The organism is Thiobacter subterraneus (genome assembly GCF_055379455.1).
Genome location: NZ_AP042402.1, coordinates 1,084,138 through 1,107,357, shown reverse-complemented (window position 1 = coordinate 1,107,357; position 23,220 = coordinate 1,084,138). Strand labels below are relative to the sequence as shown.

At 68.5% G+C, this 23,220-nt stretch carries 19 protein-coding genes; 6 read left to right on the top strand and 13 right to left on the bottom strand.

What is annotated here, in order from left to right:
- Positions 1-44 precede the first annotated feature (44 nt).
- Together ACZ42P_RS05550 and ACZ42P_RS05545 are read left to right on the top strand one after the other, a co-directional pair.
- Complete coding sequence (locus ACZ42P_RS05550) at positions 45-2,801, top strand: bifunctional diguanylate cyclase/phosphodiesterase (protein WP_464899087.1); 2,757 nt, start codon at positions 45-47, stop codon at positions 2,799-2,801.
- A 56-nt stretch (positions 2,802-2,857) separates the two neighbouring features.
- On the top strand, positions 2,858-3,634 hold the full coding sequence (locus ACZ42P_RS05545; RefSeq protein ID WP_464899086.1) for a ZIP family metal transporter: 777 nt from the start codon (positions 2,858-2,860) through the stop codon (positions 3,632-3,634).
- On the opposite strand, the gene ACZ42P_RS05540 is transcribed toward ACZ42P_RS05545, so the two are convergent.
- Complete coding sequence (locus ACZ42P_RS05540; RefSeq protein WP_464899085.1) at positions 3,569-3,775, bottom strand: hypothetical protein; 207 nt, start codon at positions 3,773-3,775, stop codon at positions 3,569-3,571. The two genes, ACZ42P_RS05545 and ACZ42P_RS05540, sit on opposite strands and share 66 nt — an antisense overlap.
- A 54-nt stretch (positions 3,776-3,829) precedes the next feature.
- Here ACZ42P_RS05540 and rimO point away from each other — a divergent pair, with 54 nt between their 5' ends.
- Entirely contained in the window at positions 3,830-5,158 is a 1,329-nt protein-coding gene (gene rimO / locus ACZ42P_RS05535) for a 30S ribosomal protein S12 methylthiotransferase RimO (protein WP_464899084.1), read from the top strand.
- 85 nt (positions 5,159-5,243) lie between these two features.
- Complete coding sequence (locus tag ACZ42P_RS05530) at positions 5,244-6,284, top strand: Sfum_1244 family protein (RefSeq protein ID WP_464899083.1); 1,041 nt, start codon at positions 5,244-5,246, stop codon at positions 6,282-6,284.
- 244 nt (positions 6,285-6,528) lie between these two features.
- Here ACZ42P_RS05530 and ACZ42P_RS05525 read toward each other — a convergent pair whose 3' ends face one another.
- The 4 genes from ACZ42P_RS05525 to ACZ42P_RS05510 form a co-directional block, all read right to left on the bottom strand.
- A complete protein-coding gene (locus ACZ42P_RS05525; protein ID WP_464899082.1) occupies positions 6,529-6,825 on the bottom strand; it encodes a hypothetical protein in 297 nt (98 codons plus the stop codon).
- Positions 6,826-6,904: 79 nt separating this feature from the next.
- Positions 6,905-7,234, bottom strand: a complete 330-nt coding sequence (locus ACZ42P_RS05520) for a metal-sensitive transcriptional regulator (protein ID WP_464899081.1) — start codon at positions 7,232-7,234, stop codon at positions 6,905-6,907.
- Entirely contained in the window at positions 7,221-7,427 is a 207-nt protein-coding gene (locus ACZ42P_RS05515) for a heavy-metal-associated domain-containing protein (protein ID WP_464899080.1), read from the bottom strand. The genes ACZ42P_RS05520 and ACZ42P_RS05515 overlap by 14 nt, the downstream gene beginning before the upstream one ends.
- Positions 7,428-7,438: 11 nt before the next feature.
- The gene (locus ACZ42P_RS05510; RefSeq protein WP_464899079.1) at positions 7,439-9,880 is read right to left on the bottom strand and encodes a heavy metal translocating P-type ATPase; all 2,442 of its coding nucleotides are present in this window, start codon (positions 9,878-9,880) and stop codon (positions 7,439-7,441) included.
- Between the two features lie 244 nt (positions 9,881-10,124).
- Here ACZ42P_RS05510 and ACZ42P_RS05505 point away from each other — a divergent pair, with 244 nt between their 5' ends.
- Both ACZ42P_RS05505 and ACZ42P_RS05500 read left to right on the top strand, forming a co-directional pair.
- The gene (locus ACZ42P_RS05505; RefSeq protein WP_464899078.1) at positions 10,125-10,382 is read left to right on the top strand and encodes a phosphopantetheine-binding protein; all 258 of its coding nucleotides are present in this window, start codon (positions 10,125-10,127) and stop codon (positions 10,380-10,382) included.
- Positions 10,379-11,614 (top strand): beta-ketoacyl-[acyl-carrier-protein] synthase family protein, encoded by a 1,236-nt coding sequence (locus ACZ42P_RS05500; RefSeq protein ID WP_464899077.1) that lies wholly within the window; start codon positions 10,379-10,381, stop codon positions 11,612-11,614. Before ACZ42P_RS05505 ends, ACZ42P_RS05500 begins: the two co-directional genes overlap by 4 nt.
- Before the next feature lie 34 nt (positions 11,615-11,648).
- Here ACZ42P_RS05500 and lysS read toward each other — a convergent pair whose 3' ends face one another.
- The 8 genes from lysS to recJ all read right to left on the bottom strand — a co-directional run bounded on the left by lysS (position 11,649) and on the right by recJ (position 23,220).
- Entirely contained in the window at positions 11,649-13,154 is a 1,506-nt protein-coding gene (gene lysS / locus ACZ42P_RS05495) for a lysine--tRNA ligase (RefSeq protein WP_464899076.1), read from the bottom strand.
- Positions 13,155-13,208: 54 nt separating this feature from the next.
- Complete coding sequence (locus tag ACZ42P_RS05490; RefSeq protein ID WP_464899075.1) at positions 13,209-14,390, bottom strand: DUF2399 domain-containing protein; 1,182 nt, start codon at positions 14,388-14,390, stop codon at positions 13,209-13,211.
- Complete coding sequence (locus tag ACZ42P_RS05485; protein WP_464899074.1) at positions 14,380-17,163, bottom strand: AAA family ATPase; 2,784 nt, start codon at positions 17,161-17,163, stop codon at positions 14,380-14,382. The genes ACZ42P_RS05490 and ACZ42P_RS05485 overlap by 11 nt, the downstream gene beginning before the upstream one ends.
- Complete coding sequence (locus ACZ42P_RS05480; protein ID WP_464899073.1) at positions 17,163-17,822, bottom strand: hypothetical protein; 660 nt, start codon at positions 17,820-17,822, stop codon at positions 17,163-17,165. Before ACZ42P_RS05480 ends, ACZ42P_RS05485 begins: the two co-directional genes overlap by 1 nt.
- A 1-nt stretch (position 17,823) precedes the next feature.
- Entirely contained in the window at positions 17,824-19,086 is a 1,263-nt protein-coding gene (locus ACZ42P_RS05475) for a hypothetical protein (RefSeq protein WP_464899072.1), read from the bottom strand.
- Positions 19,086-20,190, bottom strand: a protein-coding gene (gene prfB / locus ACZ42P_RS05470) for a peptide chain release factor 2 (RefSeq protein WP_464899071.1) whose coding sequence is annotated in 2 segments (ribosomal slippage) — positions 19,086-20,108 and positions 20,110-20,190 — 1,104 coding nt in all. Because the reading frame shifts where the segments join, the coding sequence is not laid out codon by codon here. The genes ACZ42P_RS05475 and prfB overlap by 1 nt, the downstream gene beginning before the upstream one ends.
- A gap of 47 nt (positions 20,191-20,237) precedes the next feature.
- Positions 20,238-21,500: an MgtC/SapB family protein gene (locus tag ACZ42P_RS05465; protein ID WP_464899070.1), complete on the bottom strand. Its 1,263-nt coding sequence runs from the start codon at positions 21,498-21,500 to the stop codon at positions 20,238-20,240.
- Positions 21,501-21,522: 22 nt separating this feature from the next.
- Complete coding sequence (gene recJ / locus ACZ42P_RS05460; protein ID WP_464899069.1) at positions 21,523-23,220, bottom strand: single-stranded-DNA-specific exonuclease RecJ; 1,698 nt, start codon at positions 23,218-23,220, stop codon at positions 21,523-21,525.

Below are 23,220 nucleotides of genomic sequence, written 5' to 3'. Positions count from 1 at the left end.
CCCTGCGTTTTGGGTCGCTATCACCCTTTCAGCGACCCAAGATCATGCGGACTCCCAATTTCCACGGCCTCAGGGCCCGGCTCCTGCTTCTGCTGTTGCTCGCCGTCCTGCCAGGGCTGGCGGCGCTGGGCTACGACCTGCTGCAGGACTGGCGCGGTGCGCGCGCGGCCGCCGCGGCCCAGGTGCAGGCACTCGCCGCCCAGGCGGCGCGGGAGCAGCGCCAGGTGGTGGACGAGGCCCGCCTTTTGTTCGCCCTTCTCGCCAACCTGCCGGACGTGGCGCAGGGCGATGCGAGGGCCTGTGCGGCCCGGCTGGCTTCTTTAGACCCCCGCAGCCGCGGCTATGTCAACGTGGGGGTGATCGGGGCCGATGGCCGGCTCCTGTGCGACCTTTTGGGGGGTGCCGGCACCTTTCTGGGCGACCGGGACTATTTCCAGGCGGCGCGCGCCAGGCGCGATTTCGTGGCGGGGCATTACATCATCGGCCGCGTCTCGGGACAGGCCGTTCTGCCCATGGCTTACCCCGTTCTGGACGCCCAGGGCGAGGTCACGCGTGTCGTCTATGCCGCGGTGGGGGCCGACTGGCTGTCGGCCCTGCTCAACGCCAGGCCGCTGCCGGCCGACACCGCGCTCAGCCTGGTGGACCGCCATGGCACGGTGGTGGCCCGCGCGCCGGCCGAGCCCGAAGCCCTGGGCAAACCCCATCCGGCCGTGGCGCTTGCGCGGGCCATCCAGGCGGGTTCCCCCGCCGGGGTGCTGGAGACCGAGGCCGAGACGCGCAGGCTGATCGCCTACAGCCCGATCGTCTGGCACGGACAGGTCCTTGCCTACGTGGCGGCCAGTGTGCCCGTCCACGTGGTGGAGGCACCCCTTCGGCAGGCGCTGCACTGGCGGCTCGCGCTGGTGCTGGGCATGACGCTGGCGGTGTTCGCCCTGGGCTGGGTGTTTGCGGACAAAGCCGTGCTGGCGCCGGTGCGCCGTCTGCGGGATTTCTCGCGCCGGATGGCGGCCGGGGATCTCGCCGCCCGCCCGGGGGTGCGCAACCGCGGCGAGCTGGGGGAGCTGGCGGCGAGCCTGGACACCATGGCCAGGGCGCTGCAGGCCTCCCGCCTGGAGATGGAAGGCATCATGGACGTGGTGCCGGACGGCGTGCTGGTGATGGACCGCGCCGGGCACATCGTCATGGCCAACGCCCGGTGCGAAACCCTGTTCGGCTACCCCCGTGGGGAACTGGTGGGCCAGTCCGTGGAGCTTCTGCTGCCGGAGGACCGCCGCAAGGCGCACGAGGTCCTGCGGCGCCGCGATCTGGCCGCGCCCCGGGTCCGGGAAATGGGATCGCCCAGCGTGGATCTCGTGGCGCGGCGCCGGGATGGCAGCACCTTCCCGGTGGAGGTGAGCCTCGCGCCCCTCGAGACGGAGAAGGGGCGGTTCGTGATCGCCGCCGTGCGGGATGTGAGCGAGCGCAAGCAGTTCGAAGCCGAGATCCTGCGCCAGGCCACCCACGACGCCCTCACCGGCCTGCCCAACCGGGTGCTGTTCCGGCAGCTGCTGGAGCAGGCGATGGTGCAGGCGCAACGGGACGAGACCCTGCTTGCCGTGGCCTTTCTGGACCTCGACGGCTTCAAGACCATCAACGACACCTGGGGGCACCGTGCCGGCGATGCCCTGCTGGTGCAGGTGGCCGACCGGATCCGCGGCGCGCTGCGGGCCTCGGACGTGGTGGCGCGTCAGGGTGGGGACGAATTCACCCTGCTGCTGTCGGGCATCCGCCAGATTCCGGACGTCACCCGCGTGGCGGACAAGCTGCTGGCGGTGGTGGCCAAACCCTACGAGATCGACGGGCGGGAGGTGAATGTCACGGCGAGCATGGGCATCACCCTCTATCCCATCGACGACGCGGATGCGGAGCATCTGCTGCGCAACGCGGATACGGCGATGTACCGGGCCAAGGCGGACGGACGCAACCGCTACAGCTTCTATACGGCGGAAATGAATGCCGAAGTGCGCCGCCGGCTGGAGATCGAGACGGGCTTGCGCCAGGCCCTGCGGGAAGAGCAGTTCGAGGTGTTCTATCAGCCCCAGGTGGAGGTGAACACCGGGCGCTGGGTGGGACTGGAGGCCCTCCTGCGCTGGCGGCATCCGGAACGGGGGCTGGTGAGTCCCGGCGAGTTCATTCCCGTGGCGGAGGACAGCGGGCTCATCGAGCCCATCGGCGAGTGGGTGCTGGCCACGGTGTGCCGGCAGATCATGGACTGGAACCGGCGGGGTCTGCCGCCCCTGCGGGTGGCGGTGAACCTTTCGGCACGCCAGTTCGCCAAACCGGCCCTGGTGGAGGACGTGGCGGCCATCCTGGCGGGGGCGGGCATGAACCGGTGTGGCGGACAGATGGAGCTGGAAGTCACGGAGAGCATCCTGATGGGCGACCAGTTGCAAAGCGTGGCCCACCTGGAGGGCCTGCGTGCCCTGGGGCTCAAGCTCGCCATCGACGATTTCGGCACCGGTTATTCCAGCCTGGCCTACCTCAAGCGCTTTCCCCTCACCGCCCTCAAGATCGACCGCTCCTTCATCGACGGCGTGGTGGACGACCCCAACGATGCCGCCATCGCCGCGGCCATCATCGACCTGGCCCACAGCCTGAAGCTGTCGGTGGTGGCCGAGGGCGTGGAAACGCCGGCCCAGTGGCAGTGGCTGCGGGAGCATGGCTGCGACCTCGCCCAGGGCTACCTGTTTGGCCGGCCCATGCCTGCGGCGGAAATCGAGACGCACCTGACGGCGGCGGCGGGCCTTGCCGCGCCCGCCTGATCGTTCCACAACCTCCCGCAAAACTGGGATAATCCCCGGTTTTTGCCGGGCTCGTCGTGACCAGTCTCACCTACATCATCCTCGCCAGCGTCGCCGGCGGCGTACTGAGCCTCCTGGTGGCGGCGGCGGTGGCCTTTTCCGCCAGCGCGGCGCTGGTGCCGGTGCTGGTGAGCTATGCCATCGGCGCGCTGCTGGGCGCGGCCTTCCTGGAAATCCTGCCCCATGCCCTGGAGGAGGGGCCCAGCGTGGGCGCGGTGAGCGCCACCCTGCTGGTGGGCATCCTGCTTTTCTTCCTGCTGGAAAAACTGGTGCTCTGGCGCCACTGCCACACCGACGCCTGCGAGGCCCACGCGCCGGAGCAGGCGGGCCACGACCATGGTCGCAGCGGGCTCATGATCACCGTGGGCGATACCTTCCACAATTTCGTGGACGGCGTGATTATCGCCGCCGCCTTTCTCACCAGCGCGCCCCTGGGAATGATCACTGCGCTCGCCATCATCGCCCATGAGATCCCCCAGGAAGTGGGCGATTTCCTGATCCTGCTCCATTCGGGCTACAGCAGGGCGAAGGCCTTCGCCCTCAACCTGCTTTCCAGCCTGGCCACCCTGGTGGGCGGGGTGCTGGCCTGGTACGCCCTGGAGGCGGTGCGGGGCTGGGTGCCCTTCGCCCTGGCGCTGGCGGCGGCGAGCATGATCTACGTGGCGGTGGCGGACCTCATCCCGGGCCTGCACCGGCGCGCCGAGCTGCGCGCCACCCTGCAGCAGGTGCTACTGATCGCCCTCGGTGTGGCGTCCATCCTGGGGGCGGATGCGCTGGTGGGTCACCTTGCGTAGGCGGCGGCCCAGGAACCACAGGAACAGGGCCGCCGGTGCCAGGCCCCAGCCCAGGAAGACCGAAAGACCGGCCGCGAAACTTTTCGCGGTGAGCGCCATCATGAGCACCACATACAGCCAACCGATGACGATGAGGTACATGTCCGACTCCCGGCGGGAACGCCTGCCGATTTTACCTGCCGCGCGAGGGGCGTCATGAAGACCCCGCGCATCGGTTTCGTCTCCCTCGGCTGTCCCAAGGCCACCGTGGATTCCGAGCACATCCTCACCCGGCTGCGGGCGGAGGGCTATGACATCGTGGGCAGCTACGCCGAGGCGGACCTGGTGATCGTCAACACCTGCGGCTTCATCGACGCCGCCGTGGAAGAGTCGCTGGACACCATCGGCGAGGCGCTCGAGGCAAACGGCCGGGTGATCGTCACCGGCTGTCTGGGCGCCAAGGGGGACGTGGTGAGCGCCACCCATCCCCGGGTGCTGGCGGTGACCGGCCCCCATGCCACGGAAGAAGTCATGGCGGCGGTGCATGCCCATCTGCCCAAACCCCACGATCCCTACACCGACCTGGTGCCGCCCCAGGGCGTGCGGCTGACGCCGCGCCACTATGCCTATCTCAAGATTTCCGAGGGCTGCAACCACCGCTGCACCTTCTGCATCATTCCCTCCCTGCGCGGGGACCTGGTGAGCCGGCCCGTGCACGAGGTGATGCGCGAGGCGGAGAGTCTGGTGCGCGCCGGCGTCCGGGAGATCCTGGTCATCTCCCAGGACACCAGCGCCTACGGGGTGGATGTGAAATACCGCACGGGCTTCCACGGCGGCCGCCCCCTGCGCACGCGCATCACGGAACTGGCAGAGGCTCTGGGCGAGCTGGGGGTGTGGGTACGCCTGCACTACGTCTATCCCTATCCCCACGTGGACGAACTGATCCCCCTCATGGCCGAGGGCAGGATCCTGCCCTATCTGGACATTCCCTTCCAGCACGCGAGTCCACGCATCCTCAAGGCCATGAAGCGTCCCGCCGCGGCGGAGGACACCCTGCGGCGTATCGAGCGCTGGCGCCAAACCTGTCCCGATCTCGCCATCCGCAGCACCTTCATCGTGGGCTTCCCCGGCGAGACGGAGGGGGACTTCCAGCTGCTGCTGCAGTTCCTGGAAGAAGCCCGGCTGGACCGGGTGGGCTGCTTCACCTATTCGCCGGTGGAAGGGGCCGCGGCCAATGCGCTGCCCGATCCGGTGCCCGAGGAGGTGAAGGAGGAACGCCGCCAGCGCCTGATGCTGGTGCAGGAGGACATCAGCGCCCAACGCCTGGCAGCACGGGTGGGACGCCGCCTGCGCGTGCTGGTGGACGAGGTGGACGGGGAGGGCGCGGTGGCCCGTTCCTTCGCCGATGCGCCCGAGATCGACGGTCTGGTGTACGTCACGGACGGCCAAGCCCTGAAGCCCGGGGAGTTCGCCGAAGTCATCGTCACCGACAGCGACGTGCACGACCTGTGGGCCCGGCGGGCGCCTGCCGGCGACATGCCCTGAGCGCCATCAGGGGTGTTCCCCGCAAACGGCGCCGCCGGTGTTAGCATTCCCGGAAATCTTCCGGCAACGTTGCAACGGGGCTGCCATGGAAAACTTCCACCAGATCGTGGACGCCGTCCAGACCAACTGCTACATCAACGATGCGCGTCATGCCCAGGACATGACCATGTGCACCTATCTCCTGGAGATGCGCCAGTTCTACCGCTGGGAACACAGTCTGCCCTACTCTTGCCGGCTGCCCAAGGACGAACTGGGGGCGTGGCTTACCGAACGGGAGGCCCTCTGGCAGGGGCTGGAAAACCAGGATTACCGTCCGGTGCCCGTGGCCTCCGGTCCGCGCGATCCCTTCGAGGCAGAGGCCATCAACGCCGATCTGGTGCCGGAGGGCTATGTCTATGGCGGCGGCATCGGCCGCTTCAACCGGCCCCATTTCTTCCTGGCCCGGCTCGGCCGGCGCGAGGTGCGGCACGGCGTCACCGTGCTCGTCGCCGACTGCGAGTACGCCCGCGATCTCATCGCGCCGCCGGCGGCGCTTTTGGACCGCACCATCTATCTGCGCCGGGAGGCGGTCCAGGATTTCCTCTGGAGCAAGCTGGAGGAATGGAACTGGAAGCGTCAGGACAACGCGCTGGGACGGGCTTTCGCCTGCTATGACTTCGATGGCCAGCCGGATGCCTCCCTGGAACGCATGACGGAAGTGGAAGGCGAGGCCATGATCCTGCACGAGCTGGGCGAAGCCCTGGCAGGCGAGCTCCTGGGTGAGGCCCGCTGGCAGGCAGTGCTCGCGGGCTGCAGCCGCCACAAGCCCGAGATCGTGGCGCGCGCCGTGCGCGACAACCTGGCCGACTGCATGATGACCCTGCCCACCCTCCTGGAACGGGGCATGGACAGTTCCATCCACTTCTATTTCGGCAACTTCACGGGCATGCGCCTCAAACTCTTCCCCAGTGCCTACCAGGCCTACCGGCAGGGCGTGGAAGCGGGCCACTGGCAGGCCCTGAAAGACATGGCCGCCCGCGGGCGGGAACACTGGGAAGCCATCGCCCGCCGCATCGTCGCCCTCGACCGCAGCGACCCCGATGCCGACCGCAGGCTGGCGGCCCTGGCGGACGAAGCCGTGCTCTGAATCCCGTCCCATCGCGGCTCACGCCGCTGCCACAGGGCCGCGCCCCGGCGGGCAGTGGGAGGCGCTTTGGCGGCGACTTTCAGGCGAAGCGCGCCGTATCGCGGCTGAAGCCGCTCCCACGAACCCCCTCCCCCTCGATGGGGGAGGGCCGGGGTGGGGCTGGCCGGGAAGCCCTCAGGCAGCCGGTCGCAGCCCAACCCATCGCCTGCCGCGGCTCACGCCGCGCCCACAGCGCCGGGAGGGGCTACTCTTCCTGCGTTTTCGCGGGCTTGACCAGCTGCACCACCTTGGCGGACCTGGGGGCCTGGTCCGGATAGAAGGGACGCATGGGCGCAAGGCCCAGCATTTCGGCCAGTTCCCGCTCCCGCGCGGCGATCAGGCCAAAGCATTCGCGAATGTCGCGGATGGTGCTCTCGCGCAGGGGATTGGGACGACCGGCGGTGGGCGTGACGTCCCTGACCACGGCTGCCAGCACCTTGCGCATCACGCGCAGGATCTGCTGTTCCTTGGTCAGCTCATGGGTGGAAGTGGGGTCGTTCATGGGGTCTTTCCTCGCTGGATGCTGGAAAACGACACACTCTACCCGCTTGCCACGCGAGCGTCCATGGGCGCGCCGGCCGCTATTTGACGAAGCGGCGCACCACGTCCATCAGCTCGCCGATGGCGGCTTCGCCGGAACCCTGACGGATCGCGTTCTGCACGCAGCCGCGTGTGTGATCCTCGAGGATGACCAGGGCCGCGGCGTCCAGGGCGGAGCGGATGGCCGAGATCTGGGTGAGGATCTCGATGCAGTAGCGGTCTTCTTCCACCATGCGCGCCACGCCCCGCACCTGGCCTTCGATGCGGTTCAGGCGCCTGATCAGATCCCGCTTGTGGGGCTGCACCACGCTCTTGCCCGCGTGGGCCGGAGCGGGCGCGCTGCCATGGCAGGGGGGCTCAGCTGACTTCATAGCCCGCGTCCCGGATGGCGGTCTTGAACTGCTCCGGCCGGGCGCGCGCGGGGTCATAGCTCACCTGCACCTTGCCGCTGTCCAGGTTCACTTCCACGAGGGACACACCGTCGATGGAGGTGAGCACGCGCTTGACGCTGTTGACGCAACCGCCGCAGGTCATGCCTTTGACGTCGAGGGTGAGGGATTCCATGGATACTCCTTTCATGGGTCAGGTTGGAAACTCGCGCGTTCCTGCTCCGTCGCCGGGCGCCAGCGCCGGAGCAGGAGGGCATTGGTCACCACCGATACCGAGCTCATGGCCATGGCGGCGCCCGCGATCACCGGATTGAGCATGCCCAGCGCCGCCAGGGGAATGCCCAGCACGTTGTAGATGAAGGCGAAGAACAGGTTCTGGCGGATCTTGCGCAGCGTGGCGCGGGACAGGGAAATCGCGTCCGCCACGCCCATCAGGCTGTTGCCCATGAGGGTGATGTCTGCGGCCTCGATGGCCACGTCGGCTCCCGCGCCGATGGCAAAGCCCACATCCGCCGCGGCGAGCGCCGGGGCATCGTTGATGCCGTCGCCCACCATGCCCACCTGCCGCCCCGCCTGCCGGCGCCGGCTGACTTCCGCGGCCTTGTCCTGGGGCAGGACCTCGGCCACGTAGTGGGGAATGCCTGCCTGGGCGGCGATGGCGCGCGCGGTGGCCTCGTTGTCGCCGGTGAGCATCACGACTTCCAGCCCCAGTGCCTTGAGGCGGGCCACGGCCGCCGAAGAATCCGGCCGCAGCCGGTCCGCCGCCGCCAGGTAACCGTAAAAACGCCTGGCGCTGCCCAGCCCGACCACGGTCTTGCCCTGACCGGCCAGCGCTGCATCCGGTGGCGCCACCGCGATGCCCTGCTCCGCGAGCCAGGCCGGAGCGCCCAGGTAAAGCGTTTCGTCGCCCACCCGGCCCGATACACCCTTGCCGGCGACGCTCTGGAACCCGGTGACGGCAGGCAGGGTAAGCCCGCGCCGGCGTGCCTCCCCGACGATGGCCAGGGCCAGGGGATGACGCGAGCCTTCTTCCAGCGCGGCGGCAGTGGCCAGCAGTTGTTCCTCTGTCACGCCGGGGGCGGGCACCAGATCGGTGAGGCCGGGCCGGCCTTCGGTGAGGGTGCCGGTTTTGTCCAGGATCACCGTGTCGATGCGTCCGGCAAGCTCCAGGGCACGCGCATCGCGCACCAGGATACCGGCCTGGGCGCCGCGCCCCATGCCCACCATGATGGCGGTGGGCGTGGCCAGCCCCAGCGCGCAGGGACAGGCAATGACCAGCACCGCCACGGCGTTGATGAGTGCCTGGGTGAAATCGCCCGCGAGACTCCACCACAGGCCGAAGGTGGCGGCGGCGATGGCGAGCACCACTGGCACGAAAATGCCGGAGATGCGGTCGGCGAGCCGCGCGATGGGAGCCTTGGAGCCCTGGGCTTCCTCCACCAGGCGTACGATGTGGGCGAGCTGGGTGTCCGCGCCCACGCTTTCGGCGCGCAGCTTGAGCGTGCCTTCGAGATTCTGGGTGCCTGCATAGACCCGGCTGCCCGCCGTCTTGCGCCGGGGCCGGCTCTCCCCCGTGAGCATGGCTTCGTCCACGCTGGAATCCCCTTCCAGCACCTCGCCATCCACCGGAATGCGTTCGCCCGCATGCACCCGGCACACGTCGCCCACGCGGATCATTTCGATGGGTACCTCCTGGGTCTGACCCTCCCGTTCCACCCAGGCGGTGCGGGGCGCAAGGCGCAGCAGGGCCTCCACGGCGGCGGAGGTCTTGCTCTTGGCGCGTGCTTCCAGAAGCTTGCCCAGCAGCACCAGGGTGATGACTGCCGCGCCCGCCTCGAAATACACGTGCAGATGATCGAGCCCGAACAGGGTGACCACGGTGGAATAGAGCCAGGCCATGCTGGTGCCCAGTGCCACCAGCACGTCCATGTTGGCGCCGCCACCGCGCAGGGCATGCCAGGCCCCCACGTAGAAGCGGCGTCCGGCCAAAAACTGCACTGGCGTGGCCAGGACGAGCTGGATCCAGCGGGGCAGGATCTCATGGGCAAGACCGAACAGCGGTCCCGCCATCTGCAACAGCAGCGGCGCAGTGAGGGCGGCGGCCAGCCAGAACAGTCGCAGTTCCCGCCGCCAGGCGGCTTCCTTCTCGCGGCGCACGGCCTCGCGTTCGGCGCCCACCAGTTCCCGCGCGCCGTAGCCTGCACGTTCCACGGCCCCGATGAGATCGCGCACCGTCACCATGCCCGGCGTGACGTACACCACCGCCTTTTCGGCGGCGAAGTTCACCTGGGCTTCCACGCCGGGCAGGGCATTGAGCACCTTCTCGAGACGTGCGGCGCAGGCGGCGCAGGTCATGCCGGTGAGGGCGAGTTCCACCCGCTGCTTAGGCACGTCATAGCCCGTTTTGCGGATGAGGGCGATGAGCTCGGCCGGCGAGGTGGCGGCCGGATCGTATTCGATGCGTGCCCTCTCCGCCGCGAGATTGACCTGGGCTTTGACACCGGGCTGGCGGTTCAGGGCCTTTTCGATGCGCACCGCGCAGGCGGCGCAGGTCATGCCTGCAACCGGGACGTCCAGGGTGCAGGCAGATTCAGTTTCCCGACGGGCGGCGATGGCGGGGTCGTTCATATACCCCATTAGGGTATGTGCAAAGCCACGGATGGTCAAGCCGCATGGCGGGTGCGGGCGCCGTTAAAGGTGTCGCGCCGGCTGCCGATATTTGCAGCAGAGACACGGCCCGTCGCCCGCCGTGGCCGGTTGCTCCGGGACCGACTATGCTTGACAATGGCATCGGTACCGTACCGGCATACGGCGGGGGTATGACGGCCCTGCCTGCCGGCGCCCCACCATGCCATGCTCAGGAAGGGAAACCATGGACACCTATGAACGCATCCGCAGCCTGATCGCCAAGGAATTCAATCTCAACGAGGCCGATCTCAAGCCCGACAGCCGGCTGGAGGATTTCGGCCTGGACTCCCTCTCGGTGATCGAATTCATGTTCACCCTGGAGACCGAGTTCGACATCGTGCTCTCGGAGGAACGGGAGCAGATCAACACCCTCCAGGACATCGTCAACATGGTGGACCGGCTGCTGGCCGCGAAACAGGCCGGTGGGGGGACGCCAGCATGACACGTCGTGTGGTGGTCACCGGCCTGGGCGTGGTATCGGCCTGCGGCATCGGCTGCGAGCCCTTCTTCGCCAACCTGATGGCCGGCCGTTCCGGGGTGAGCCGCCTGCCCGTGGACATGGGGCCGCATCCCATGCAGTGCGTGGCGGCGCGCATCACCGAGGATCTCGCGCCACACCTGCCCACGGAGGCGGTGGGCACCGACCGCGTCACCCAGCTTGCCATGATCGCCGCCAGGGAGGCCCTGAACGATGCCGGTCTCGATCCGGCCGCCCTGGATTCCGAGCGCGTCGGGGTGTATCTGGGCACGGGCATGGGCGGGGCCACCACGCTGGACGAATCCTACCGGGAGATCTACGACAAGAAGGCTGCGCGTCTCAAGCCCACCACGGTGCTGCGGGTGATGAACAACGCGCCCACCGCCCACATTTCCCTTGCCTATGGCTTCAAGGGCCCGACGCTCACCTACAGCGTGGCCTGTGCCTCCTCTGCGGTGGCCATCGGCGAGGCCATGCGGCTCATCCAGCACGGCCAGGCGGACGTGGTGCTGGCGGGGGGCACGGAAGCCCTGCTCGCCTACGGCGTGGTCAAGGCCTGGCAGGCCCTACACACCCTGGCGCTGGAAGCCCCGGAGGGGCCGGAGGCCTCTTCCCGTCCCTTCGCCAAGGACCGCACCGGGCTGGTGCTGGGCGAGGGGGCGGGTATGCTGATCCTTGAAGCCCTCGAGCATGCCCGCGCGCGGGGGGCCGCCAGGATCTATGGCGAAATGGTGGGTTACGGTGTCTCCAGCGATGCCGCCCACATCACCAAGCCTTCGGCAGAGGGACAGGTGCGCGCCATCCGCGGCGCGCTAAAGGATGCCGGGCTTCCGCCTGAAGCCATCGGCTACATCAACGCCCATGGCACCGCCACCCAGGTGGGGGACGAATCCGAAACCGCCGCCATCAAGGAAGTGTTCGGCCCCCATGCCTACCGGCTGGCGGTGAGCTCCACCAAGTCCATGCACGGCCACACCCTGGGGGCCGCGGGGGCGCTGGAAATGGTGGTCACCCTGCTTGCCCTGGCACGCCAGGCCATTCCGCCCACGGCCAATCTCCATGTGCCGGATCCCGCCTGCGATCTGGACTACGTGCCCCACGTGGGTCGCACCGGCGTCGCGCTCGACACCGTGATGTCCAATTCCTTCGCCTTTGGCGGCAGCAACGCGGTCCTGGTGGCGCGCCGCTTCGAGTGATTGCGGCCCCGCAGCCGTGCCGGCTGGACAGGCCTCAACTCTCCGGCCGCATGTGGGGGAAGAGGATCACATCGCGGATGTTGGGCTTGTCCGTGAGCAGCATGACGAAGCGGTCGATGCCGATGCCGCAGCCGGCGGTGGGGGGCAGGCCGTATTCCAGGGCGCGGATGTAGTCCGCGTCATAGTGCATGGCTTCCACGTTGCCCGCTTCCTTCTGCCGGGCCTGTTCCAGGAAACGCTCCGCCTGATCCTCCGGATCGTTGAGCTCGGAGAAACCGTTGGCCAGTTCCCGGCCGGCGACGAACAGCTCGAAACGCTCGGTGATTTCCGGGTGCTTGTCGCTGCGCCGGGCAAGGGGCGAGGTCTCCGCCGGGTAGTCCACGATGAAGGTGGGCTCGAACAGCAGATGCTCGGTGGTCTCCTCGAACAGCGTGGTCTGCAGTCCGCCCAGACCGTCTTCCCTGCGGTACTCGATGCCGTGCTTCTCGAAGTAGTCCACGAGGAAGGCACGGTCGTTGAGCTCTGCGCCGGTGAATTCCGGATGGTGGTGCAGCACCGCCTGCACCATGGTCATGCGCTGGAAGGGCCGGCCGAAGTCGATGCCCCGCCCCTGGTATTCGATCTTCGTGCGGCCCAGCACCCGGGCCGTGATGTCGCGCAGCATCTCTTCCACGAAATCCATGAGGAAGCGGTAGTCTTTGTAGGCCGCGTAGAACTCCAGCATGGTGAATTCCGGATTGTGCCGGGGCGACAGGCCCTCGTTGCGGAAGTTGCGGTTGATCTCGAACACCTGCTCGAAGCCGCCCACCACCAGGCGCTTGAGATACAGCTCGGGCGCGATGCGCAGGTAGAGGGGCATGTCCAGGGCATTGTGGTGGGTGATGAAGGGACGCGCCGCCGCACCGCCGGGAATGGGGTGCATCATGGGCGTTTCCACTTCCAGGAAGCCGCGCGCGTTGAGGAAGTCGCGGAAGGCCTGGATGATGCGCGAGCGGATGACGAAGGTGAGCCGCGTGTCCTCGTTCATGATGAGGTCCACGTAGCGCTGGCGGTATTTGAGCTCCTGGTCGGCCAGGCCATGGAACTTGTCCGGCAGGGGCCGGATGGCCTTGGTGAGCAGCCGCACTTCCTTCGCCCGCACGGACAGCTCACCCTTGTTGGTCTTGAACAGGGTGCCGCGCACGCCGATGATGTCGCCCAGATCGAAATGTTTGAAGGCTTCGTGGGCGGCGGCGCCGGTGTGGTCGTCCGAGACGTAGATCTGGATGCGGCCGCTCATGTCCTGCAGGGTGGCGAAACTGGCCTTGCCCATCACGCGCTTGAGCATGATGCGGCCGGCCACGGCCACCGGTACTGCCAGGGCCTCCAGCTCCTCCCTGGACTTGTCCTCATAGGCGGCGGCGAGCGCTTCCGCCAGGTGCTCCCGCTCGAAATCGTTGGGGAAGGCCACCCCCTGTTCCCGCAGGGCCTTGAGCTTGGCGCGCCGCTCGGCGATGAGGGGGTTGTCATCGTGGCTGGGAATCGCTTCGTCTTGGGTCATGGCAAATCTCGTACAAACTGGACTGGGGTGGCGTATCGCGCAACAGGCAGCATGTTACAGCAAGCCTTCCTGCTCGCCCTTCTCGCCGTGGCTGAGCATCCACTGGGCAAGCTGCGCCAGCGGCACCGGCAGGCGTGCCGTGTCGAGCGCCGCCAGGCGCTCGCGGTCGCGCGCGGTGAGGGGGGCGCGCGTGGCCAGTGCGGCGAGTTCGGCCGGCCCCATGCGCCAGGGCTGCCAGGAAAGCCCCCGCTCCTCCCACAGCGCCCCCGCGCTCAAGGCGATCTCGATGCCGGCGGGATCCGGATCGCAGGCGATCTCGGCAGGGGCGGGCGCCAGCGCGAGCAGGCGCGCCATGGCTTGCCGCCACCAGGCGGGGGGAAAGCCTGGCAGCCAGACCACGCCGGTGTCGGCTTCCCGCGCCCGCGCCAGGCGTTCGAAGCTGGTGCGGTTTTCCACCAGCCGCCAGCGCTTCAGGGTGTGGTGAGCCTCACACGTCGCGTCCAGGGTGGCGGGCGTCACGGCGCAGAAATCCGTGCCCGCCGATAGCTCCAGGTGGCCGGTCGGGGTCGTGAGGGCGAGTGGCGCGGCGATGAAAAGCAGCGGCGTGTGGCGTTCGATGCCCAGCTCGGCCAGGTCCACGTTCTCCTCCAGCCAGCGCCATTCGGCATCGCTGATGGCCTTGGTGCCGCCCCGCGCATACAGGGCGAAGTCGCGCCGCGTGCCGCTGCGCTGCTGGTCGCGCCAGCGCAGGGCGGCTGCCAGCAGCTGCCCGCGGGCGAGCGCGCGGGCCGCGGGCAGGGCATCCAATGCCGTCAGCGCTTCGCTCACGATGGGATCGGCGTCTGCCGCGAGCGCGCTGCGCAGCGCGTGCCATTGCGCGGCCAGCGCCTCCTCGTCCGGGAGTCCCAGGCCGACGCGCAGCGCGGGCAGGTCGATGAGTTCCACGCGCGTCGGCCACCACTCGCCATGACGCCGCTCCTCTTCCACTTGTGCCCAGCCCTGGCGCACCAGCCAGTCGAGCAGGGCGGTCGCGGTCTGGAGTTGGGCCGCCCCGGCGTCCCGGGCCAGCGTGTCCCAGCGGCTGCGTCCACCCCGGGCAATCCAGCGCGTGAGCAGCGCGCGCCAGGATTCCGGGAGTGCGGCGACTCCAGCGCCGCGTCCCGTCCGGTAGCGCCGCCGGCGCCGGGGCAGGGGGGAGGCATCCAGTGGCTCGACGATGACGGAATCAGGATCCATGGCCGGCGGTGTCGCGCCTCAACACACCCACCCGCGGTGCCCAGGTCTCGCCCGGCCGCTTCTTGAAGGTCACCAGGGTGAGCATGCTGGGGTCATAGACGTTGACATTGTGGGTGACGGGTGTGGTGAGCAGATACTGGGCGCGTGTGGCCTTGAGGAAGCTGGCGACGCGCTCGATGTTGACGATGTCGAGATGGGCGAAGGGCTCGTCGATGAAGACGAAACCGCCGGGCCGGGATTCCTCCATCATCAGGGCGACCAGCAGGATCAGCGATTTCATCACCTGCTGGCCACCCGAGGCATCCCCGTCGTTGAGGCCCATGAAACCCTTCTCGTCGAAGTCGAACCTGACCACGAGCCCCGCCTGGGCGAGGGCCAGGTCGCTGAGATCGCTGCCCAGCGGCTCATATTCCACCCGTACGCCCGCCAGCTCGCCCAAGGTGCGCAGATTGCGCCCGTAGCGGCGCACGGTATGGGCCAGCACCTTGCTGTACTGGGCGCGTGCGGCGTCGGTCTGGGCCTGGGCCATGGCGTTGTCCTGGCGCCGCTGTGCAAGCTCCCGGCTCTGGCGTTCGTGATCGGCGCGGATCTTGTCGCGCAGGGCGATCACCGATTCGTCCGTCTCCCAGGATTCACTGGCGAAGCGCGCCTCGATTTCCTCGAGGCGCCGGCGCACATTGGTGGTGTCGCGCCATTTCTCCAGGAGCTGCTGGTTCGCTTCACCATCACGCCAGCTGACGGGCAGCGTCCGGCGCAGGTGACGCAGGCGGCGCAGGCGTTCCACCTGCTCGGCGCGCGCAGCCCAGTTGGCGCGCTGGTTGAGCTCGCGCTCCACCTGGCCGAGTTCCAGCTCCATCCGGTGGAGTCCCTGCAGATGTGCCTGCAGGGCCGCCTCGGCCCGGCTGCGCGCCTCCCGTGCCGCGTGGACCGCCTCGCCCACGGCGCGCCGCTGGGCGGTCAGAGCTTCGTGCTGGCGCCGGGCATCGGCGAATTCCGCGGCCCGTGCAGCAAGCTGCGCGCCGGCGTCGATGCCCGCCAGCCGGCTGCGCAGGGCGGCGATCTCACGCCCGATGCCGTCCAGACGTTGCACGAGGGGCGCACACGCCTCGTCGAGCTGCCTGAGCCGGGTCTGGAGCGCCTCGATCCGGGCCTGGCCGAAGCGGGCCTGCTCCGGGGCGGCGTGGCGTGCCCCGCGGCGCTCGCGCAAGTAGCCCGTACGGGTTACCCAGTCCTGGGCGCGGGGAAGTTTTGCGCCGGCGGCGGCATCTTCCACGCGCTGGGTGCGTTCCAGCAGGCGGATCAGCCACTCGGGAACGGGCTTTTTGAAGCTCACCACTTCCAACAGCGAGCCCTGGGGAGGCAGAGACGGCACGCCGCGGTCCGGCACGATGTAGTGGCGGTAGCGCAGTTGTTCGCCCAGGGCGAAGGCGCGTTCGGCATCCTGCTCGCGGGCCAGCAGGACGATGTGGGCGAAGGGGGCGAGTACCGCCTCCACCGCCGCCTGCCAGGCGGGATCAAGGATTTCCACCAGATCCGTGAGCAGATCGTGGGCGATGCCGGCCTGGGACAATGCCTGCCGGAACGCCGCCACGTCGGCGGGATCGGCCCGACGTCCGGCGGCGAGGTTTTCCAGCAGCTCACGCGTGGCGGCCTGCTCCTGCCTCAGGGTGGCAAGCTCAAGCCGCAGGCGGTCCCGTTCGTCTTCCAGCCTCTCCAGCGTGGCCGGGTCCGTGCCCGGATCGCCCGCCCCCGCGGCCGCCTGGGCGAGCAGCATGTCGTGCTGTTCCACCAGCGCCTGATATTTGCCCAGCGCGCGGTTGATTTCGTTGAGTTCTTCGTAGCGAACCTGTTCCAGCGCTTCTGCCGCCTGCCGGGCTGCGCGGGCGTCTTCGATCACCTGCCGCTGGGCTCCGATCCTTTCGCCGAGGGCGTGGCTTTTCGCGCGCAGTTCGCGCCATTCCCGGCGCTGGGCAGCGAGCACGCGGCGTGCGTTTTGGACTTCCCGTTCCAGCCCGTGGTATTCCAGGCGGGGCAGGACTTCCGAAGTGAGCAGGGTCTGTTCGTCGCGCAGGCGGCGCCATTCCAGATAGCGGTTCACCCTGGTTTCGTGGCGCTCCAGGCTGGCCGCCAGCATCTCCAGCTGCCGTTCCACCTCGTTCAGCTCCCGCGTCGTGGCTTCCTGGTGGTGGCGCGCCTCCTGGTAACGGTCGAGCACCTCCTTGTCGCCGAACACCTGGAACACCAGGTCCAGCAGTTCCCGCGGCGCCAGTTCCGTCAGCTTGTCGGTCTGGCCCTGTTCCAGGGACAGCACCCGGGCAATGGCCGGCGACAGGCCGGCGCTTTGCAGGAGGCGCTGGTAATCCCGGACGCCGAATTCCTGCCCCTGGCTTTCCATGGCTTCGATGGGCGTATCGCCTTCCGCCACCCAGTATTTGCGGACCCAGTCGCCGCCCTTGCGGTCGATGCGGCAGGCGAGGGTGATGCGGTCATGCTGGAAGGGCAGGCCGAAGGGCCGGCGGCTGCTGCCCTGAGGCCGCTGGTTGTCCACCACCCCCCGAAGCCAGCAGAAATCCTCGCCGTTGCGCCGCACGTAGCGTTTGTAGTCGCGCTTGCGCGAGCATTCCAGGGCGAGCAGGGTGCGCAGGGCGTCGAGCAGGGTGGTCTTGCCGGAGCCATTGGGACCGACGATGGTGATGATGGATGCGTCCAGCGGTAGGCGGAAGCGTTGCCAGAAATCCCAGTGCACCACCTCCAGTTCCAGCAGGCGGAACATCAGGCCGGCCCTCCTTCGGCATCACCGGTTTCTCTTTGCTTGCGCAGCAGATCCGCCAGGGCACCCTGCAGGATGCGCGGCGCCATTTCGCCGTAGTCGAAGGCAAGATCCAGCAGGGGGCCTTCATAGATGATCTTGTTGCGCCGTTCGATGAAACCCAGACGCGATAGCTGGGGCAGGATGAATTGGGTGATGCGGGCGCGGCCTCCCACCAGCCTGGCATAGTCCTCCAGGAGGACGTTCTCCGGGATGCCGCGCGAAGCCTCGCTGCTGGCCTGGGCGGGTTTGCCGCCGAACAGGTCCGCCTGGGTGTCGTCGCCGCCGGCGCGCGTGAGCTGGCGCTCGCGCTTGGGCAGGATGATGAGGGCCCAGAGAATGACCAGGAGGGCGATGGCGTCTTTGGGCAAGGCGATGTTGGTGGCCTGCCATTGGCCGCCGGTCTCGAACACGGCACTTTCCGAGGACGGGGCCAGGGCGAGCGCGATGTGATCGGCGAAGGGGTGGTCCAGCAGGCGCAGGCCGCAGGCGGCGAGCCGGTTCTCCACCTCCTCGCGGAACCCCAGGTCCGTGAGCAGCCGGCGGGCATCGACATCCTCCCGCGGCAGCCAGCGTAGGGCCAGCAGACGGGCGATCAGGCGTGCGTGGGCGTCCTGTTCCATGTCAGCCTCTTCGTTGCGTGGGCTCGATCCGGCCCGGTGTCATGGCCGCCACCTCACCCCGGTTGACCGGCACCAGGTCATCGCCCGGCTCCCACACCACCTGGAGGGGCAGCTGCGCCAGCGGCGCGAGCTCCGGATCTACATTCTGTTCGCCCAGGAAGGACAGAAGCGACAGGCGGTAGGAGGCGGCGCTGAAGTCCTCGCCCACCACCGCGTCTGCCAGAGGCATTGTCTGCTCGGTGTGGGTGAGAAGGCGCGTGAGCGTGGCCAGGTGCGGAGGCGGCTCGCTGGGGACTTCCGTGGTCTCGTGTACCTCGGCTGGCGGCGGCAGCGCCGAGGCGCGCCGCGTGGGACGCGTGCGTTCCAGGAAGTCCTCGGTGTTGTCCAGCATCACGTCCGACAGCAGGAAAGTCGTCTCCGGGACGATGGCGGGGCCTCTGCCGGCCAGGGCGGCGAGCTCATCCAGCGCCAGCCCGCGCAGCCAGGCGGCGAGTTCCGACGAAGTGAGGCCACCTTCCGAGAGGTGTACGCGCTGGCGCGCGATGGCAGCCAGTTCGCGCTGGAACACACTGGCCATGCGCATCATGCGCGACTGCCGACTGCCGATGTCCTGGGCCAGGCGCCAGCTTGCGTCGTCGGGGAAACCCTCCTCGGACAGCGCGGCGATGATCTCGGTGCCCTTTTCCATCCAGCGCCAGACGGAAGCGAGCCGCTTTTGGGCGGCGCGCAGACGGAACTCCGAACCGGAAGCCACGGCCTGGGAGAATTCCTCTTCCAGCTCGGCCAGGCGCGCTGCGAGATGGGCGAGCGTCTCCCCGGACAGGCGCCCCGTGGCGCCGCCCGCCGCCACCTGGGAGGCGAGGAAGCCCAGCTCGCTGTCTTCCTCCGTGGCGAAAGCAAGCAAAGTGGAGAGCGCCGCGAGTACCATGCGTCCCACCGGTGAGAGCTGATACAGGCGCCGCTCACCGTCCCACACCAGGAGATCGTGCTCGCGCAGGCGTTTGAGCACCGTGTCCAGCTTGGTGGGATCGATGAAACCCAGGTGTGTCTCCAGTTCGCGTGGGCTCCATTCCGGCGCCCCGGCGCGCGCCCCGATTTCCCGCAGCACCGCCAGGCGAATCAGCACTTCCTCGTCCCCGCCCCGGAACAGGGCGATCAGCGCGCCGATCACCCGGCGGCCGGCGAGCAGGGGAAACAGGGACGGCACATCCCCCGCTTCGACGCCGGGCGCCAGGAAGGCGGAGAGATCGGGTGTGTCTGCCATCACACGCCCTGTTTCAGAGCCGCCTCGATGAAGGCGTCCAGATCGCCGTCGAGCACCTTCTGGGTGTTGGAGATTTCCACGTTGGTGCGCAGATCCTTGATGCGCGACTGGTCCAGCACGTAGGAGCGGATCTGGTGGCCCCAGCCCACGTCGGACTTGGCCGCCTCCAGCTTTTCCTGCTCGGCCTGGCGCTTGCGCAGCTCGAGCTCGTACAGGCGCGACTTGAGCATGGCCATGGCCTCGGCCTTGTTGCGGTGCTGGGAGCGGTCGTTCTGGCACTGCACCACGATGCCCGTGGGGATGTGGGTGATGCGCACCGCGGAGTCGGTCTTGTTGATGTGCTGACCGCCGGCGCCCGAGGCCCGAAAGGTGTCGATCTTGAGATCCGCGGGGTTGATGTCGATCTCGATGGACTCGTCCACCTCCGGATAGACGAACACACTGGCAAAGGAGGTGTGCCGACCCCCTGCGGAATCGAAGGGCGACTTGCGTACGAGGCGGTGCACGCCGGTTTCGGTGCGCAGATAGCCGTAGGCGTAGTCGCCCTCCACCTTGATGGTGGCGGAGCGGATGCCCGCCACGTCGCCTTCGGTCTGTTCCAGGATTTCCGTCTTGAAGCCCTTGCGCTCGGCGTATTTCAGATACTGGCGCAGCAGCATGGCCGCCCAGTCGCAGGCTTCGGTCCCCCCGGCCCCCGCCTGGATGTCGATGAAGCAGTTGTTGGGATCCATGGGGTTGGAGAACATGCGCCGAAATTCCAGATCGGCGACGGTCTGTTCCAGGCGGCGGGTATCGGCGTCGATCGCCTCCAGGGTGGCGTCATCGCGCTCCGCGCGTGCCATTTCGAAGAGCTCGCGCGCGTCACGCAGCTCGCTGTCGAGCTGGCTCAGGGTGTGGACGACCGCCTCCAGGCTGCGCCGCTCGCGGCCCAGGGATTCGGCGAGTTTCGGGTCGTTCCAGACGTTGGGGTCTTCCAGTTGCTGGGCGACTTCGGCCAGGCGGGTCTGCTTGCCGTCGAAGTCAAAGATACCTCCGTAGCTCGGCGGTGCGCTGGGCGAGATCGTCGAGCCGGTGGGCGAGGAGATTGAGGCGTTCCGCTTCCATGGCATCTACTCCGCAAAAACCGGGAATTCTACCGCGAAGGCGGCGGCTCAGGCGACAGTCAGCGCCACGGCGGCGCCGATGCCGGTGGCCAGCAGGGGTGCCAGGCAGCGGAACCCCAGCCGGCGTCCGCCCACGGCGAAGGCGAGCCCCAGCTTGACGAGCAGGTTGGACAGGAAAGCCACCAGGATGACCCGCACGCCCTCCGGCGCGCCCAGGCTGCCCAGGTTGAACAGGCGCAGGCTGGACAGGGTGATGGCATCCACGTCCGTGATGCCGGCCACCGCGGCCACGCCGTAGAGGCTGGTGGCATCGCCCCGGGCCGCCACGAAGCTCGCCACGAACAGGATCAGGGCGTAGAGCAGACCGAAGCCCAGGGCGGTGCGCAGTTCGGTGGGATTGGCGGTTTCCGGCAGGGGCAGCTCCCCCGGGGCGACGGTGCGGTGCCACTGCAGACCGGTGACGGCCAGCCCCAGCACCAGGGCGCTGGCCAGCACGGGCAGCAGGGTGGGCAGGATGGCCGGCGCCACCGCGGCGGCCAGGACCGCGAGGCGGATCAGCACCACCAGATTGGCCAGGGCGATCACGGTGGCGGCAAGGGGCAGCAGCTCGTCATGGCTGCGGCCGTGGCGGGCATAGACCAGGGTGGTGGCGGTGCTGGAGACGAGACCGCCGAGCAGGCCCAGCAGCAGCGTGCCATAACGCTGGCCGAACAGGCGCAGGGCCACGTAGCCGGCCAGGCTGATGCCGGAAATGAGCACCACCATGAGCCAGGTCTGGTGGGGGTTGAAGGCGTGGTAGGGGCCGAAGTCCCGGTCCGGGAGGATGGGCAGGATGACGAAGCTGAGCACCGCGAACTGGAGCATGGAGACCAGGTCGCGCCGGGTCAGCTGTCGTGCGATGCCCTGCATTTCCGGCTTGAAGTAGAGCAGCACCGTGGTGATGATGGCCAGGGTGATGGCCAGCTCCCGCTCTCCTTCCCACACCAGGGCACCCAGGATGTAACTCACCAGCAGTGCCGCTTCCGTGGTGGTGCCCGGCTCGGCTGCCGGCGGACTTTCGCCCAGATAGGCGGTGACGATGATCGCCCCCACGGCGGCGAAGCCCACCACCAGGAGCCAGGGGGAGCCGACCTGTTCCGACAGCATGGCGCACAGCGTGCCCAGCAGGGCGGTGAGGGCGAAGGTGCGCAGGCCGGCCTTGGCGCGGGGATTGCGTTCCCGCTCGAGGCCGATGAGCAGGCCCAGCGCCAGGCTCAGGAGGAAGGGAAAGACCTGGCCGAAGGGGGAGTCCGGGGCGAACAGGGTATCCACGGCTGGGCAAAGGATGGGGGAATCAGGGCGCCTGCCAGTGTTCCAGGATCAGCTGCAGGCTCTCGTTGCCATTGTAGTGGTTCACGTCCAGGCGATAGACGGCTTCGATTTCATCGGGCAGCGGTTCGGTTTGGAAAAAGAGCATGGCCTCGAAGCGCCGCCCGCCGCGGGCCAGGGTGAGCCGGGTGTGCTTCTCGCCGACGATGCGCTGGGCTTCCACGCGGAAGCGGTCGAAAAAACTGGGCTGGGGGAAGCCCTGTCCCCACACCTCGTCCGCCAGCCGGCGCGCGAGCGCCAGGGTGGCTTCCTCCGGCGGCAGGCTGCCGTCGGTTTCCAGGGTGCGCGTGAGGGCATGGGGCGGGATGAGCTCGCGCGCCACCGCCTCGAAGGCCTGGGCGAAGCGCGGAAAATCGCCTTCGGCAATGGTGAGCCCCGCCGCCATGGCGTGGCCGCCGAATTTCCTGAGCAGGTCCGGGTGCCGCTTGGCGACCAGATCCAGCGCATCGCGCAGGTGAAAGGCCGGGATGGAACGGCCGGAGCCCTTGAGCTCGCCTCCCTCTGCCGGGGCGAAGGCAATGGCGGGACGGTGGAATTTTTCCTTGAGGCGGGAGGCGAGGATGCCGATCACCCCCTGATGCCAGCCGGGATCGTACAGCACCAGGCTGTGGCTGTCGGCGACCTCGATGCCCTGCAGGGTGGCGAGCGCCGTGTCGTGCATGTCCGCCTCGATCTCGCGCCGTTCCCGGTTGAGCGCATCCAGCTGCTGGGCGAGTTCCAGGGCCCGCAAGGGATCGTCCGTGGTCAGGAGTTCGATGCCCAGGGACATGTCGGTGAGGCGGCCCGCCGCATTCAGGCGCGGTCCCAGCACGAAGCCCAGATCCCAGGGCGCGGCATGACTCGGCGAGCGTCCGGCGACCCGAAACAGGGCGTCGATGCCGGCACAGGCCTGCCCTCTGCGCATGCGCAGCAGCCCCTCGCGCACCAGCCGGCGGTTGTTGTCGTCCAGCTTCACCACGTCGGCCACCGTGCCCAGGGCCACCAGATCCAGCAGGCGGCCCAGATTGGGCTGGGCGTCGGGCGCAAAGGCCCCGCGCGCCCGCAGCTCCGCGCGCAGGGCCAGCATCACGTAGAAGATCACGCCCACCCCGGCCAGGTGCTTGCTGGGAAAGCCGCAGCCCGGCTGGTTGGGGTTGACGATGGCCGCCGCGGCGGGAAGCCCGCCACTCGCGGCCGGCAGATGGTGGTCGGTGATGAACACCTTCATGCCCAGGCGGGCGGCTTCCGCCACACCGGCGTGGCTGGCGATGCCGTTGTCCACCGTGATCAGGATGTCCGGTTGGCGCTGGGCCGCCAGCCGCACGATTTCCGGCGTGAGTCCGTAGCCGTACTCGAAACGGTTGGGCACCAGGTAGTCCACCCGGGCGCCGAAGGCCCGCAGGGCCCGCAGGGCCACGGCGCAGGCGGTGGCGCCGTCGGCATCGTAGTCCGCGATGATGAGCAGACGCTTCTGTCCTTCAATGGCGTCTGCCAGGCGGCGCGCCATTGCGTCGGCGTGGGTCAGGGTGTGGGGGGGCAGCAGACGCTCGGGCGAGGGTTCCAGCTGGCCGGGATCCTCGATGCCCCGTGCCGCATACAGGCGCGCAAGCAGGGGCGGCACACCGTGGCGGCTGAGACGTTCGACGGCATGGGGTGGTGCCTCGCGCACGGTGATGCGGGTCAT